This is a genomic window from Halorientalis sp. IM1011 (assembly GCF_001989615.1).
In the GTDB taxonomy this organism is placed as follows: Archaea; Halobacteriota; Halobacteria; order Halobacteriales; family Haloarculaceae; genus Halorientalis.
In genome coordinates this window covers 996,384-1,011,321 of record NZ_CP019067.1, presented here as the reverse complement: position 1 = coordinate 1,011,321, position 14,938 = coordinate 996,384, and the positions used below count along the sequence as shown (strand labels likewise).

Below are 14,938 nucleotides of genomic sequence, written 5' to 3'. Positions count from 1 at the left end.
ACGGCCACCTTCGAGCAGTCTCGGGGAGAAAGTTTATGGCTGACTAATCGGCTAGTTAGGGGTATGAGCGACTCCCTCTCGCGAAAGCGGCCCTGGCTCGCGGCGCTGCTGGCGGTGCTGGCTACCGGGCTCGGCCACCTCTATCTGCGGCGGTGGCGACGTGCGCTCGGGTGGATCGTTGCGCTGGTCGGCGCGAGCGTGCTGTTCGTGGATCCGGGGACGGTGGACGCGCTGCTCGCCGGGAACCCGGTCGATCCGCTGGCGATCGCACCGATCGCCGTCGTCGGCGGGTTCAGCGTCGTCGACGCCTACCTGCTCGCCAGCGCGCAGAACGCTCTCGCACAGCGACGGGTCGCCGTCGAGGACGGACAGCTCACCCACTGTCCCAGCTGCGGCAAGGAACTCGACGACGACCTGGAGTTCTGTCACTGGTGTTCGACCGACCTCGGGGCGTTCGGCGATTCAGCCGACGAGATCGACGGCGACGACGCCTGATCGGACGGTACAGAAGTCACCGGAGCATCGCGTCGACGTACTCAGAGGCGGCTTCTCGGGCGGTTTCGAGTTCGCCCTCGCCCAGTACCACGGAGCGGGTCCGTGCGCCGTCGACGATGGTCATCAGCGCGTGCGTGACGTGTTCGGCGTCCACGTCCTCGAATTCTCCCTCGTCGATCCCGTGGTTGATCACCGCCTTGATCATGTACCGGATGTACTCGTCGTTTTGCTGGAAGCGGTCGCTGAACGCCTCCTTGTAGGGGGCCTGGCTCCGCATCTCCAGGAGGGCGACCGACAGATCCCGGTTCTCCTTCGGTGCGACGAGCAACTCGTCCAGGAGGAGGTTCAGCCGCTCGTCCGGATCGGTCGTCTCGACCTCGTGGATCGAGTCGACGAACCGCTCGAGCAGGTAGTCGAGAAAGGCGACGAGGAGGGCCTCTTTGGTGTCGTAGTGGTAGTGGATCGCCGCGGTGGATTTCCCGTACTCCTCGGCGATCCGTTTGATCGTGAGATCGGCGTACCCGTGCTCCCGGAGCGCCCGATACGTGGCCTGCATGATCTCCTCGTCGGGCCCGGAGAACGAACGGTCCGATCGGTCGGTCATTGTACACAGCCTTCGCCCACGGTCAATTAACGGTTTTGACCACCACCGTGACAGTCGCCGGCGTACCGCCCGGTCACCTCTCGCGTCCACGTTCCGGTATCGACGCTCTGTGAGAACTGGAACCGCACCTCTCCCAAGCTTTTTGACTAACCAGTTAGTAAGTTAGCGTACGAACGATATGGACGACGATTCAGCGACCGAGATTCTGGAGGCGACCTACCGGGCACTCTGTCGCCACGGCTATGCGGACCTGACGACCGGTGATATCGCCGCCGAGACGGATCGGAGCAAAGGCCTGATCCACTACTACTACGACAGCAAGGAGAACCTGTTCGCCGAATTTCTGGAGTTCCTCTACGAGAAATACACCGAGCGGCTCGCGTCGGCGACGGGAAACACCCCACGTGCGGAACTGTTCGCCCTCTTCGAGTCGCTCCTCGTCGGTGAGGAGACACAGGCGGGCCAGGAGTTCCGGACGGCGATGCTGGAAGTGACGGCTCAGGCACCCTACAACGCGGAGATCCAGACGGAACTCGCACGATTCGACGCGGCGCTCTTCGACCGGGTGTCCGACCTCGTCGCGGCCGGTGTCGACGTCGGCGAGTTCGACGACCGGATCGATCCCGAGACCGCCGCCGAGTTCCTCGTGACGACCGTGACGGGCGTCCACACGCGAAGCGTCGCGGCCGGACACTCGACGGAGCATCTCTACGGCATCATCACGGAGTACGTCGAGACGCACCTGCTCGTCGACGACCAAGCGGAGGCGATCCGATAATGGGGATCCGAAGCCGCGTGAGCGCCCTGTTCAAGAGCCCCGAGGAGTTCGATCTCACCTCGGGCGGCATCGGGAAGCCGCTCTTTTTCCTCTCGATGCCGATCGTCGTCACGAACCTCTTCCAGACCGCCTACAACCTCGCGGACACGTTCTGGCTCGGCCAGTACAGCACGGACGCGCTGGCGGCCATCTCCTTTGCCTTCCCGATGGTCTTCCTGCTCATCTCGCTCGGGATGGGCATCTCCGTCGCCGGGAGCGTGCTAGTCGCCCAGTACACCGGTGCCAGCGAGACGCGGGAGGCCGAGTACGCCGCCTCCCAGACCGTGACCTTCGCCGCCGTCGTCTCGCTCGTGCTGGGCGTGATCGGCTACTTCCTCGTCGGCGATTTCCTCGGCCTCCTGGGCGCCTCGGCGGACGTGTTGCCGATGGCGACTAGCTACATGGAGGTCGTCTCGCTCGGCCTCCTCTTCATGTTCGGGTTCATGGTCTTCGTCTCGCTGATGCGGGGCTACGGCGACACGATCACGCCGATGCTCGTCATGTTCGGCTCGGTCGTCCTCAACATCGTCATCGACCCGTTCCTCATCTTCGGATGGTGGCTGTTCCCCGAACTCGGGATCGAGGGCGCGGCCATCGCGACCGTGTTCTCCCGGTCGCTGGCGCTGTTCGTCGGCCTGGCGATCATGCTCCGGGGCGAACGCGGCGTCCAGATCAACCCCCGGGACATGGTCCCCGACCTCTCCTATCTCCGCCGACTCGTCCGCATCGGGCTGCCCGCTTCGATCGAGAACATGGGGCGGGCGCTGTCGATGAACCTGCTGCTGTTCATCGTCGCGCTCTTTCCGGACACCGTCGTCGCCGCCTACGGCATCGGGACGCGCGTGTTCTCGGTCGTCTTCCTGCCGGCCATCGCCGTCGCCCGCGGCGTCGAGACCATGACCGGCCAGAACATGGGCGCGGACGAACCCGAGCGCGCCGAGCGAGCGGCCGGACTCGCGGCGAAGGTCCTCTTCGTCGTGCTCTCGGCCGCCGGCGTGCTGGTCTGGCTCGCCGCGGCCCCCATCGCCGACCTGTTCACGACCGATCCCGCCGTGGTGGAGATCAGCACTCAGTTCCTCCGCTACGTCGCGCTGACCTTCGGGTTCATCGGCATCATGCGAGCCTACACGGGGAGTTTCCGCGGGGCCGGGAAGACGCTCACCGCTGCGGCCATCTCCGTGCTGATGCTCGGCGTCGTCCGCTTCCCGATCGCGTGGTTCGCCGCCCGACCGCTCGGCGAGACCGGCATCTGGCTTGCCTTCGCGGTCTCCAACGTGGTCGGCGCGGTCGTCGCCTACGCCTGGTACCGCCGCGGCACCTGGCGCGAGAGCGACCTCACCGAATCGAGGGTCGACGTAGAGGAGACCGCCGTCGAATCCGCCCCCGGAGGTGACTGAGATGGATCGAGACGACGCGCTCGCGACCCGACGCGCGAAGATCGACGCCCGGATCGAGACGGCCCTCGACGCCACCGACGAGGACGGACTGGCGGTCGCCCGCGAGACCGTCGACGCGGCCGAGGACCGGTGGTACGGCCAACTCGTCCTGGCAACGTACGACGCGACTGTCGAGCGGCGAGACACGTCCGTGATCCTCCCCGCCGCGGCGGCCCTCGAACTCCTTCAGGGGTACTGCCGGCTCCGCGGCGAGTTGCTCGTGCAGCTCACCGAACGGGGCGCACACTCGCTGACGCACGACCCGACCGAGGCGCTCCTGGCCGCGGACTACCTCTACACCGCGGCCTACTCGACGCTCGGATCGGCCGAGCACCCGCGCATCCACGAGGGGTTCGAGACGCTGACGGAGATACTGGAGTCGATCACCGGCGCGTTCGCGACCACCTACGCCGGGTCGTCGCGACCGGTCGAGCCACGGTTCTTCGAGGAGACCGCTGGGAGTCTGGGCGAGGGTGCAGCCGTCGTTGGCGCGACACTCGCCGGCGTGGACGACGCCCGTCGAGAACGTTTCAGGGCGTTCGGCCGTGGAGCCAGCACGGCCCGTCGGATCGACCGCGCGCTCGATCCGGAGCGCAACTGGTCGATCCTCCCAGCCTCGCTCGCCGAGGACACGCTCGAAGACCACGCCACGACGTGTCGTGCAGTCACAGAGCGGTCGCTCGACGAACTCACGTCGACCACTGACCCGACGGCCCTCCAGGCGCTCCTCGATCGGGAGCGAGCGGGCGGCCAGTCCCCGTCCGTCCGGGACTGCTTCGCCGAGTGACCGTCCGCCCGGTTACTCGTCGCCCGCCAGCAGTTTGCCCCCGAGCCACAGCACGACGAGGAACGGGAGGATGGGCAACAGCAGGACGATCAACGGGGCTGCGACCAAGTACCCGATCAGGTTCATCTCTGTGTTCGAGAAGTCGCTTCTCTGGTCCCGAACTGTTCGTACCATATCTGAAGATACTCCGCCCTCGACCAAAAATCTGACTAGTTGGTAAGTCGGTCCGGGCGCGGGTGTGGACGTTCGAGTGGCCGGACGGATCACGTCCCTAAATTTAAGTCGGAAAACGCGACCAAGCCCGGCGTATGAGTCAACGGGTTGGGGAACAGGTGCCAGCGCCGGTCCCGCCGGACAATCCCGACGCCTGGTACGCCCCAGAGGTGTGCGACCAGCGGGAGATTCATCCGGGTGTGGTCGCGACGATCCGCGAACGCCCCGACGGGTTCGCCTACGAGGTCCGCGAGCCGTCGATGACGCCCGGCGAGCGGCGCGACTTCGGTCGCGTGCGCGAGCACTTCGGGGACGCCGGTTTCATCGATGAGCCGGCCCGGTGATTTGCTTTCCCAGCAACCGCGGAAAATGAATGATACCAATACATTAGACATTTGAAGCTCTTATTCTCCAGGTTTTCATACCTTGCAAGCAAATATACAATATCGGTGATAGCAATAGGAGTAGGAATATCCAGACTCCGAATTGGAACGGAGGAGCATGGTTTATAACAGCAATAAATAAAGTTAGCAAATGGAACCCGCCCACCAATGAAGTCACATATACGATTGAAATATGATCTTTGTCTTCGGACTTGATATTAGCTAGTTTGTTGCCGAGTTGGTATACTGGTATAGAACACAAGATACCAACACTCATTACGAAAAGTGTGGAGTAAATATCGCTGGCAGCGTTTAGGATTGGTAACTCTGAGAATGATTTATATAATCTATACCCAATTAACAAATATATTCCAGTAATCAGAGTAGAGGCAACCCAGTGATAGAAGCCTCGATTCGCGATCCCCAGTGAAAATGCCAGTCCAATTCCCCCAGAGATAAGTATCCAAGTTGAACTGCCAATATCCATGGGGTTGACTGCAGTACCAAAATATGGTGTAGCGCTTATCAGTGCTGTAATCAGTGCGATACAGAAAGACATTAACAGAGAAAGTCCGAAAGATGGGCGGTATATACTATGCATAATCATGGCTATGATTGCTACCAGGGATAGAACTACACCTAATTGAATGAGGACACCACCAACAAGGTCCTGATTCGCAACCCCACCATATAGACCGATACCTATCGTTAAAATTACACCGCCCATTAAAAGAATTTTATCCGGCGTTTTTAGGTATTTCATGATATGGATTTATTTCCGCCCGTTCATAAACCTTTTGCCGCCCAATAAATAATACTAAAATGATCAAATGATATATGTTTTACCTACATTTGATTATCAATGTAGTCTCTGATCTTGTTTGTGGCACAACCGCTGAACCTACCTTTTCGAGTTAATTGGAGGTCGTTGTTGTTACAGGTTTGAACATTTGTTTGCGCCATGATCGTAAACTCCCACCATCCCCAATTTTCAGCATCGCCGTGACGAGCATTATGCAGATGGCCGACTTCATGAGCGGTGTGAATTTTCTCGCCATCAGCAGTCATGTATGCAATTGCATCTTCGCCATTCCATGGTCCAGCACATCCGATCTCAGTAACTTCACCACCTACAGCAAATTGATAGTCGCGATCATCAATAACGACTACTGCGTCCCATACCGGGGTTTCATTAATTATATTCTGAACAGTTGAATCGTTTTTCAATTGTTCTAATGCATCATCTGTTCCATCTGGATTATTCAATTCAGCAGTTCTATCATCCCAAGAATTCACTCCAAGGGAATAATTGCGACTTCCATCCTGAATGTCTGTAGCCCACTTATCCAGGACATAGTCAGCATGCGCGCTGGGGTCCCTGTTCGATGAGGCGTGCTCCGTAGTTATGAATCCCACCGTAGTTTGAGCCATTATCGTTCACCCCCTCCGACACTGCCAGTGGCAGATGCTGTTTTGACATTTTTCTCAGTAGAGACCACGTTTGTCATCTCATACTGTTTTTTAGTCTCCTCGATAGCAATGGCCCTAATTTCAGGGATTCTAATCACTGACCGTTCAATTGTGTCCGTTGACAATACCTCACCAACTGAAACCCCTTTTTCATTTGCCCTTTGTTGTACTCTTTTAAACATTTCATCATATTCTCTAATTAATGGGAATAATCTTCGTTGAGAATCACCCCATATTTTCTTTTCACCGAGATTTTTAATGTTCAGTGTGTGGTCAAGGGAAGAGAAAGGAACCTCTTTTTTGGAACCCTTTGGTATCATAGTACGGCCATTGGGAGTCAACAATTCTAGATCTTCGCCTCTTTTCTCGACCGCGACTTCTGGAATACTGTGAGTTGGGGCATTACCTGGTGATTTTGGTATTCTGATTTGGCTGTGTTTCTCGATCGCTGGCACTATTCCCTGATTACCCAGTTGAGATACAGCACCCCCTTCAGAGAACAACATTATGTTCTGATCATCTATATTTACATCCAGATCCCCATAATCAGGAAGATAAACACCCTGTTCAGTAATGATCGGGGGGTGATTAAACAGGTCTGCCTCAGCACTTTCGTCAGTTCTAGAGTGATCTAGGCTAAGTTCGGCGATGATGTTCTTCCCGACATCCACACTTTCTGGAGTGCTAGCTGTAGCTATGCCAGACAGTGCGACCGGGAGCAAAGCTGTTCCACCGGTTGCCTGAATGAAATTCCTTCTTTTCATCTCACTCAAACTCCATTTCTAAATTTACATTACAATTTAATAACTCTTTTGGTCCAATTGTTCTTCTAGCACAACCATTATTAGCACACAGGTTCGTGAGTGTTAGTTATCGTCGAACCCCAAATTGAGGGTTAATTTTACCCAGACAACCAGCGATTGAATCCCCGCCGGTCCTGACAGGGGATAAAACAGCAGAGAAACACTATCCCAAGCTGGTCAGCCTCTTTTTACGCGGTAGTTGATGCGTCTTCGGTACCCTATTCACAAATAAAGAGAACGGTTCACTGAACTACTCGATAGTCGGACCTGTGTGCCCGATGGATTCCTGGTATCTCGCACTATTTTTCTAGCAGCTGTCGGCCAAACTAAGACTCGACATGAGAGTTCATCATCCGGATTGATTGGACAGTGAGAGAAAGAATTATAAAACCGTTATATTCCTTGTTCAGAAACCTGAACTGTCCAAGACATCCGATTCAAAGTCACTCGCCCGCACCCGCAGCGGGAACCACCCTTCCTCGTCGATCCCCAGCAAGGCCTCCGAGAAGCCATCGTCATCGTTCCCGGCCTTCGCTGTCCGAACCCAGTTCACTTCGCGCTCGCTCAGTCCAAACCACTCCGCCAGTTTCTCGGCTTCCTCGTTCACCCGGTGAATCAGCGTCATCGAACAGAGATTCGCGATCGTCTGTGCCTCCGGCGTCAGTGTGAACTCACCGCCGGTCTGGGTGATGAAATGGAGCGAGAGGTCGTAGTGCCGGCTGTGTCTGACCGCCATCTCCAGAAATTCCAGTGACGTCGTGTCGTTCATCAGGTAGTGGGCCTCGTCGACGACGAACAGGACGCGCTTGTCCGTCTGTTTGGCTCGCTCGTAGACGGCATTGAACAACACCGACATCATCAGACTCGTCTCCGTCCGGCCGCGGACGCCCTCCTCCTGATGGAGGTCCAGATAGACGACCTTCGAATCGAGATCGAACTCCGTCTGCTCCGCGAGGTTGGCGAGGTCGCCATCGGGACGGAACGATGGCCGCAGATCCGTCAGTAGCGATTGGACGTCGGCCTGCACGCGCTCCTGTTCGCCCGGTGTTGGATACCCGAACTCCGCGGGCTGATCGAGCATGTCCTCGAGGACTGCGATGACATCCCGAACCGTCGGCGATTCGTTGCCGTGGGTTGCCGGATCGCGCGTGATCCCCTGTCGTTCGTAGGCTTCCTGCACCGCCCGTCGGAGTGTCTGCTTCCGGTTGTCGAGCGGGTTGTTGGCGACGTTCGCAAAGAACGTCTCGAAGAACGTGAGCACCCAGCTGATCTGCTCGGCCCAGGGATCCAGATCCGCGACCTGTTGCCGGACCTCGGATGGGGTCTCCTGGATGTCCAGGGGGTTCAGTCCCCGCGTTCCGCCGACGGTGATCCGCTCGCCGCCGAGCGCCTCGTTGACGCCGGCGAACCCTTCCATCGGGTCGAGCATGATCAACATCGTGTCGGGGTCGAACATCGCCCGTCGGAGCAACTGGAGTTTCGTTGAGAAGGACTTCCCGGCTCCGAGCTGGCCGATAACCATCATACAGTAGCCCGTCTGTCGGTTGAATCGATCCAGGATGAGCGGGCTCTCGTTGATCGCGTAGGTCCCATACTCGATGCCGTGCTCGGCGAACGCACCGGAAACGAAGGGGAACATCGCCCCGAGCGCCCCGGCGAGCATCGGCGTCCGGGTGTCCATCGATTCGTTCAGTTTGTCGACGCCGATCGGGCTGGTCGAGACGAGGGCATCGTCCTGTGACCAGCGGGGTGTCACTGGCGTCAGGTTCGCCGGTGCCTGCCGGGCAGTCTGTCTGACCACCTTGCTGTCGAGGCTCTCCTGTTGATCGCCCCGAGCGGTGAGATACATCGAGACGTCGAAGGCCCGCATTGGCGTGTTCCGAAGGACGTCGTAGAGTTCCCGGTGGTCTTCGAGGTCCTTCTGGACGCCGCGGGCGCTCGCACGCTGTTTCTCCGCGAGGTATTCGTATTCGGCTTCGAGATCTTCGAGTTGGTTCTCCAGCGAGTCGAGCGTCTTCGTCGTGTCCCGGGGATCGAGGTGGAGCGAAATGTCGGTGGTCCGGGTTTCCGACGTCGAGTAGAGTTTCTCGAAGAGTCCGTTCATCGGCGCATCCGGGAACTCACCGACCCAGAAGGTCTGGGTCCAGTCCTGCCCCGTCCTGACGAATCCAGGCTCTTTCTCGAGGGCCGACGGGCCGACGATCGTCCCGTGTTTCGACGCGGGCGTCGACAGAGTGGTGTCGTCCGAGTCGTAGGAGACGGTCGTTCCCGACTCGTCTGTGTTCTCGACCGTATCGTCGGCAGTCGACTCCTGTCCATTCTCGATGGGTGCTTCGGAGTCAGCTCCCACGTCAGTCTCCCCGGTCGCCTCGGAAGTTGCGCTCTCAGCGCTGTCGGCTGGTTCTGAAACGGGTTCCTCTGTCGTCTGTTCGGTATCAGGTTCCTCGTGAGTCGAGTTAGACATCCGTACCACCTCCGAGAAGCGGCTGGTGTGCAACGACGTCGTCCGTCGTTCCGTATGCCACTGCTTCACCGGCCCAGAAGGAGGCCAGCAACTCCACGGCGTCTGTGACCGGGACTTGCCGGGCAGAGCACCCCTCGATCTCCCGAAGGCCGCCCTCGATCTGACGGCGGCGTGTCTCCAGTGCCTCGAACATCGCTTCCCGTTCCTGGTCGCGGCCCGGTGCCAGCCAGACACGAACGAACGTCCCGATGACTGGAATACCCGTCAACTGCTGGGCGATACTCTCCTGCTCGAACTGGACCTCCGAGGGCCTGACAGCGACGACGACGTAGTGGTCACGGATCGTCATCTGTCGTTGTTCGAGATCGCGCTCGTACCACGCGACGTAGTTCTCGATCAGCGCCTGCAGCTGTGGGTTCTCTTTGACGTCCTGATCGCACAGGCGTGACTCGTAGTGAGAGAGGTACTCCTCGGCCGGGAACTCCCGTGTCGTCGAATGGATCTGGATCGGGAATTCGACGACGGTGTTCAGGAAGTCCTGGAAGCTATCGGCGCGCTTTGCCCACTCAGCGTCTGTCGCCAGCGCCATGTTCGGTGGGTCGACCTGCACGAGTCCCACGAGTGCTCCGTCAGTTCGTTCGATGGCACCCCGATCCGGGTGGATGCATTCGACCTGTGTGTAAGAGGCTGCATCCTCGTGCTCCAGATTGCGGGCACTCCGGTAGAACTGGACGAGATTCTCGATCCAGCCGAGACTATCGGTGTATTTCGGTGTCAGCGTCACGAAGATGCCACCGATCAGGATGGCAATACCCGCGATCGGGAGCGTCAGTGTCTGGACCCCGTACCCCCAGACCGAGAGTGACGGCGGCAGGATCACTTGCGTCGTAAGGATGACGAGGACGCCCGGGAAGAGGGCGACCGCGACGTCCTGGAGCGTGTAGCGCCCATAGAGTTTGGTGTCGTTGTTCAGTGATTTCGGAATGCGTTTCGATGGATCGTGATCGGCTGATCGGTCGTGTGTCATGGTCAGTCGATGTAGTAGGGGCGATCGTCGTCCTGGTCTCGCCCTCCGGATCGGTTGCTACCCCGATCCCGGAGCGCGTCGAAGGTCTCGTTTCGATCGGTCTCACTGCTCGATCCACTCCCGGTACGCGATCGATCTGTTCGAGTCTCGGTCGTCGAACTCGCTGTGCTGTCACCGCTGGATCCACTACCGCCTCCCCCACCACCGCCTGTACGGTCGACGGCGGATCGCATCCGCTCGGCCGGCCGACGGACCGCCTTTCCAGCCGCGTGGGCTCGCGAATCGTTCGAGGGTAACAGGGACTGTCCTCCCTGCGTGACCGCTGGCTCACCGCGAACACCGCGAGCGAAATTCCGTCGGCCGTGCTGGACGGTCTGTCCCGCGTCGCGGGTTTTCGTAACCCGTGCCCGTGCTCGGTTTCGAGAGACATGTTGGGACGCACGGTCGGCGACGAAGAACAGCGCCCCAGCCTGCCAGAACAGAACGAGTGGTGCGATCAGAGCGATAATCGGGATGACCAGTGCGATCAGCCACGAGCCGAATCCACCCATAGACGCATCGAAGCTCGACCCGAGGAGGCCTCCGAGCCGGAACAGAATCGCGACCGGAATCGTCATGAACAGGAACGGGAAGTAAAATCCCGCCAGCCGACGGCTGAACTTCGATACCAGCGACAGGGGGCCGACGCCGGGAACCCACAGGACGATCAGGATCGGCATGAGGAGAACGAACAGGTAGAGCACGACTTCCCGCATCAGGTACAGCAACGCGATCAGCACGAAGAGTGTGAAATCAGTCATGAGCGCCATCACCGTGCCGAGGACACCCATCCCCGAGAACGACAGCGTCTCGAAGAGTGTGACCTCCGACAGCTGCGGCACGATGAACTCGGCCAGCGCACTCATGAACCGCAGTGAGAGCGCGGCTATCCACCACCACGAGAGAATGCCCAGCAGTCCAGAGAAGGCCCGCTTTTTCAGTTTGGTCCGGTGATAGCTGCTGAAGAGGTGGCTCGTCGACTCGAAGAAGATAATCAGCCCGATAGCGGCTGCCCAGAGAAACAGCGAGAGCGGAACGACCGAATCCCAGTAGTACTCGTATATCGCTGGCCACGGCCCGTTAGTCGGGGCACTGAATACCTGGTTGGGATGGGGTGTTCCGATGACTACTTTGATTAACTCCGACCCATAGTTCTCGATTATATCTGTAATTGGGTTAAATAAGGTACGTAGAAGTTCTTGCAGTGCTCCTACAATAACGTCTCCTAAGGAAGGCATCTAATCACCCCCTGATGGACCTGCTTGTTGTATTTCAGCCGCTGTACAGGTGAATTCATCAGAGAGGCTCCGTCTAATCTGTTCCCCGCTAGGAGTTGCGATCAGTTGTTGCGAAATCACATCCTGAGTTGCGATGCCGATTTTGACAGTGAATTCAACGGATGTACCTTCACAACCAGAACGAGCAGTTTCTTGAAAGACCAGTGGGGCAGTTGGACTGGTATATGTCTGGGTACTCTTTGGGGGGACGATTAGTTCCTCAATTGAATCTGATCCAAAGGGGATTATCCCGGGATTCTCTTTGATATCACCATCCGCAGCAAAGTTTGGTGAATCGGAGAAAGAGATATCATGAACCCAAGTTGGGGCAGTGCCCGTATTCTCCACAGTGACTTCAATCTGACCTAAATTGCTTCTATCCTTAGATTGGGCCTGTTCTATGCTACTTATCTGAATGTCTGGTGAGAGTTTGATTGGGACGTTCTCAGAGCTATTTCCGTGGTCTAGGTGTAATTCGTATTCACCCGGTGTGTAGTGCTGATACCGCCCAAGTCCAGGATCAACTTCGATGATTTTGATATGGAGTGTAGATACGTCAGAAGACACGGATTCCTCGGCATACAGAGTCCCATCCGGGGCGATAAGATTCACCGTCGAGACATCGTGACCGGCCGTCAGCTCGACGACCAGATCTTGCGCATCGAAGCGGATGTCGTCGATGAGATCGCTCCCCTGGTCGGGACTCTGTGTCGTGTCCGGTGTCTCCTGGGCGTCCGATTGGCTACACCCGGCCAACATCGTTGCGACGGCGATGCCACTAGCTCGTAGTGCTGTGCGTCGTGAGACGTACTTCGCTGCTGTGTATCGTCGATCGTCTGATTGATCCATGTTACATCCCTCTCCAGGGTGGCCACATGCGCCAGCCCGTGATTCGGTCGATCAGGTACACTCCCAGCAGGAACAGGCCCACTGGAACGGCTATCCGATACAACGTCAGTAGAATCTGCAGTATCGTTCCCCGTGCGTACGCCACGTCGGAAGCTGGAACGTAGCTTGGATCCTGCTTCCACCAGTGACCGGGAACGAACCGCGCCGAAACGCTTCCGTCTTCCCGGGGAACTGTCTCGATGACAGTCCCGTTCGTGGAGGTGTTGACTCGTCGCCCATTCAGAACGACGTACCCATCCCGGCCGGTCGTATTGATCGGCTCCCCGGTCCGTGAATCACGCAGGACCGCCTTGACCCGAAGCAACTGCTCACTCCGGTTCAGTACCTCGATCGTCAGATTGCTCTCGCGGATTGAAACCGGGCTGAAGAACTCGGGATCGAGTGTGGCCTTCTCGCCCCGTACCAGACCGTGTACAGTTATGTTCGAGACGTTGTGATCGGACGTCTCTATCCGAGAGGCAATTCCATAGCTCGCGGTGTACGGCTCGGTCAGTACGTCGAGGTTGACCGGATCAGGAAGCGTTGGTGGGTTCGTTTCGGTCCCGTACACCGAGAGGATCGTAGCAGTCTCACGGGTTGCTGTTGGACCGGTCTCGATCGGGTACGCATGGACCTGCAGCGGATGGACCGGTGACTCGATGCTATCGGTGTTGGTCTTCGTTCGTCGAACGAGCGTATCCCAGCCCGTGTCACGGGCCGAATAGAACCGCCAGACGCCATGTACGTCACCGTCCGGGAGGGTGTACCCGAGCCACGGCTGGTTCTTGTAGACGACCAGCCCGAGATCACCATTTGGGTACGCTCCCTGGAACCCGGACACGCCGAGATCGTATCCGACCGCGTTGACGGTGTCATTTACCTTGAGAGTCTCGTTGTGTGTGACCGAGACAGTGATTCGTTTCGTACAGGTTCCGTTCTTGTTGCGAGCGACACACCGCCTGATTCGCTGTTCGACGGACGCAGACACTTTGGCAGTGAGCCTGAACGTTACCGAGTCGCCGAAGGCGATCGACGACTCCTGGTACTCGAGCGTCGGTGTCTGCGTCCGGGCGGTACTCGATTGCTCGCGGCCGTTAACCCGTAATTTGACGGTCTCGATGGTGGAACTCTGCACCGACCAGCTGACGTACGGTAGGGACTCGCTCTCGTTTGGAACGTCGACCCGGTAATCGACGACGCCCTGAACGGTGCCTGCTTTGGGGACGTAGAGTGGCTGTCTGTCCGGTGAGATCAGCGCACGTGTCGATGGCTGAACGCTGAAGGCACTCACCGTTGCATTCTTGATATACTCGCCACTCCGAAGCGTCGCGTTCGGTGGATAGACGACCGTCGAATCGTTCGTCGTCGGAAACTCCTCGGAGTTCCCCGTGTTCCACTGTTCGACGGCTTGGGGTGGAGTGTCGAACGGGATATCCGTCCCACTCGCCAGTTCGATCATCCCAGCCGTCGACGTCGATCCATTCGAGCCATTCACCGGCGTGAAGTCGTCGCGATCGCCGGACCACAGCGCAGCGAACGTATCGGCATCGATACCGTAGGCTTTCTCGTTCGGGATCGATCCGTTTTCGGCTGTGCGATCGATGGGACTCTGCGGACCAGGCGCCCCGTCGACGGGTGTCGATGTCGCGACCCCGGCCCCAGCGGCTGCCAGTAGTATCATTGCGAGACCAGTCTGGAGCGTTCGTTTGTGCAGGTGTGTCAGAACCCGCAACTTGATCCACCCGCTACGACGTTGTTCAGGATGAACTGGAGGATCGCAGTTGCAAGCGGTGCGACGATAACGCCCCAGACCAGGCCCTGCGTCCGGAGTTCCTTGAGTTCCTTCTTCAGATCGGCGCGTCGCACCGCCGGCGTCGCAACGGTCGCGCCGAGAAAGAGCGTGCCACCGACGAGCGGGCCGCCGAACTGGATAACCGTGAAAATGTTGCGGACCGTCTCGGCCATGTTGGTCTCACAGAAATCGGACCCGACGCTTTGAGCGAGCGCCGGGTCGACTGCGATTAGGCTAACGAGGACGACCGAAAGGCCGATCGACCGTGGTGTCAGTCCAAGACGTTCGACGAACGGTGCTTCTGTGTCCGTGTCGGTCGGAACCGAGGGGAGGGTGTCGGTTAGCATAGGTACCTCCGTCTAGCCACCGGAATGCGTTCGAGGGAACCGGGAGTCGGCGGCTGTATTCAATGCGTTATAGTTACTAAAAATAAATCTAACTCT

16 protein-coding genes are annotated in these 14,938 nt (G+C 58.4%); 5 read left to right on the top strand and 11 right to left on the bottom strand.

The window, feature by feature from the left end:
- Window positions 1-63: 63 nt before the first annotated feature.
- The gene (locus tag BV210_RS05155; RefSeq protein ID WP_077205602.1) at window positions 64-495 is read left to right on the top strand and encodes a zinc ribbon domain-containing protein; all 432 of its coding nucleotides are present in this window, start codon (window positions 64-66) and stop codon (window positions 493-495) included.
- 16 nt (window positions 496-511) lie between these two features.
- On the opposite strand, the gene BV210_RS05150 is transcribed toward BV210_RS05155, so the two are convergent.
- Window positions 512-1,099, bottom strand: coding sequence for a TetR/AcrR family transcriptional regulator (locus BV210_RS05150; protein ID WP_077205601.1), 588 nt, complete (start codon window positions 1,097-1,099; stop codon window positions 512-514).
- A gap of 178 nt (window positions 1,100-1,277) precedes the next feature.
- Between BV210_RS05150 and BV210_RS05145 the strand changes: the two genes are divergently transcribed.
- The 3 genes from BV210_RS05145 to BV210_RS05135 are packed head-to-tail and all read left to right on the top strand — an operon-like array spanning window position 1,278 to window position 4,139.
- Entirely contained in the window at window positions 1,278-1,877 is a 600-nt protein-coding gene (locus BV210_RS05145; protein ID WP_077205600.1) for a TetR/AcrR family transcriptional regulator, read from the top strand.
- Window positions 1,877-3,313: an MATE family efflux transporter gene (locus BV210_RS05140; protein WP_077205599.1), complete on the top strand. Its 1,437-nt coding sequence runs from the start codon at window positions 1,877-1,879 to the stop codon at window positions 3,311-3,313. The genes BV210_RS05145 and BV210_RS05140 overlap by 1 nt, the downstream gene beginning before the upstream one ends.
- 1 nt (window position 3,314) lies before the next feature.
- On the top strand, window positions 3,315-4,139 hold the full coding sequence (locus BV210_RS05135; RefSeq protein WP_077205598.1) for a hypothetical protein: 825 nt from the start codon (window positions 3,315-3,317) through the stop codon (window positions 4,137-4,139).
- Window positions 4,140-4,151: 12 nt separating this feature from the next.
- Here the strand turns inward: BV210_RS05135 and BV210_RS19765 are convergent, their stop codons facing one another.
- A complete protein-coding gene (locus BV210_RS19765) occupies window positions 4,152-4,313 on the bottom strand; it encodes a hypothetical protein (protein WP_157525850.1) in 162 nt (53 codons plus the stop codon).
- Window positions 4,314-4,447: 134 nt separating this feature from the next.
- On the opposite strand from BV210_RS19765, the gene BV210_RS05130 reads away from it, so the two are divergent.
- Window positions 4,448-4,696, top strand: a complete 249-nt coding sequence (locus tag BV210_RS05130) for a hypothetical protein (RefSeq protein WP_077205597.1) — start codon at window positions 4,448-4,450, stop codon at window positions 4,694-4,696.
- A 43-nt stretch (window positions 4,697-4,739) separates the two neighbouring features.
- Here BV210_RS05130 and BV210_RS19760 read toward each other — a convergent pair whose 3' ends face one another.
- From BV210_RS19760 to BV210_RS05090, 9 genes are all read right to left on the bottom strand, one after another.
- Window positions 4,740-5,498: a hypothetical protein gene (locus BV210_RS19760; RefSeq protein ID WP_157525848.1), complete on the bottom strand. Its 759-nt coding sequence runs from the start codon at window positions 5,496-5,498 to the stop codon at window positions 4,740-4,742.
- Between the two features lie 83 nt (window positions 5,499-5,581).
- Complete coding sequence (locus tag BV210_RS19755) at window positions 5,582-6,166, bottom strand: hypothetical protein (RefSeq protein ID WP_157525846.1); 585 nt, start codon at window positions 6,164-6,166, stop codon at window positions 5,582-5,584.
- Window positions 6,166-6,978, bottom strand: coding sequence for a hypothetical protein (locus BV210_RS19750; protein WP_157525844.1), 813 nt, complete (start codon window positions 6,976-6,978; stop codon window positions 6,166-6,168). The genes BV210_RS19755 and BV210_RS19750 overlap by 1 nt, the downstream gene beginning before the upstream one ends.
- A 436-nt stretch (window positions 6,979-7,414) precedes the next feature.
- Window positions 7,415-9,472 carry a VirB4 family type IV secretion system protein gene (locus BV210_RS05115; protein ID WP_253741604.1) on the bottom strand — a complete coding sequence of 686 codons (2,058 nt, stop codon included), beginning with the start codon at window positions 9,470-9,472 and terminating at the stop codon, window positions 7,415-7,417.
- Window positions 9,465-10,499 carry a hypothetical protein gene (locus tag BV210_RS05110; RefSeq protein WP_077205594.1) on the bottom strand — a complete coding sequence of 345 codons (1,035 nt, stop codon included), beginning with the start codon at window positions 10,497-10,499 and terminating at the stop codon, window positions 9,465-9,467. Before BV210_RS05110 ends, BV210_RS05115 begins: the two co-directional genes overlap by 8 nt.
- Before the next feature lie 2 nt (window positions 10,500-10,501).
- The gene (locus tag BV210_RS05105) at window positions 10,502-11,776 is read right to left on the bottom strand and encodes a hypothetical protein (protein WP_157525842.1); all 1,275 of its coding nucleotides are present in this window, start codon (window positions 11,774-11,776) and stop codon (window positions 10,502-10,504) included.
- Window positions 11,777-12,664 (bottom strand): hypothetical protein, encoded by an 888-nt coding sequence (locus BV210_RS19745; RefSeq protein ID WP_157525840.1) that lies wholly within the window; start codon window positions 12,662-12,664, stop codon window positions 11,777-11,779.
- 1 nt (window position 12,665) lies between these two features.
- Window positions 12,666-14,435 (bottom strand): hypothetical protein, encoded by a 1,770-nt coding sequence (locus BV210_RS05095; RefSeq protein WP_157525838.1) that lies wholly within the window; start codon window positions 14,433-14,435, stop codon window positions 12,666-12,668.
- Window positions 14,423-14,842: a hypothetical protein gene (locus tag BV210_RS05090; protein ID WP_077205592.1), complete on the bottom strand. Its 420-nt coding sequence runs from the start codon at window positions 14,840-14,842 to the stop codon at window positions 14,423-14,425. Before BV210_RS05090 ends, BV210_RS05095 begins: the two co-directional genes overlap by 13 nt.
- Between the last annotated feature and the right edge of the window lie 96 nt (window positions 14,843-14,938).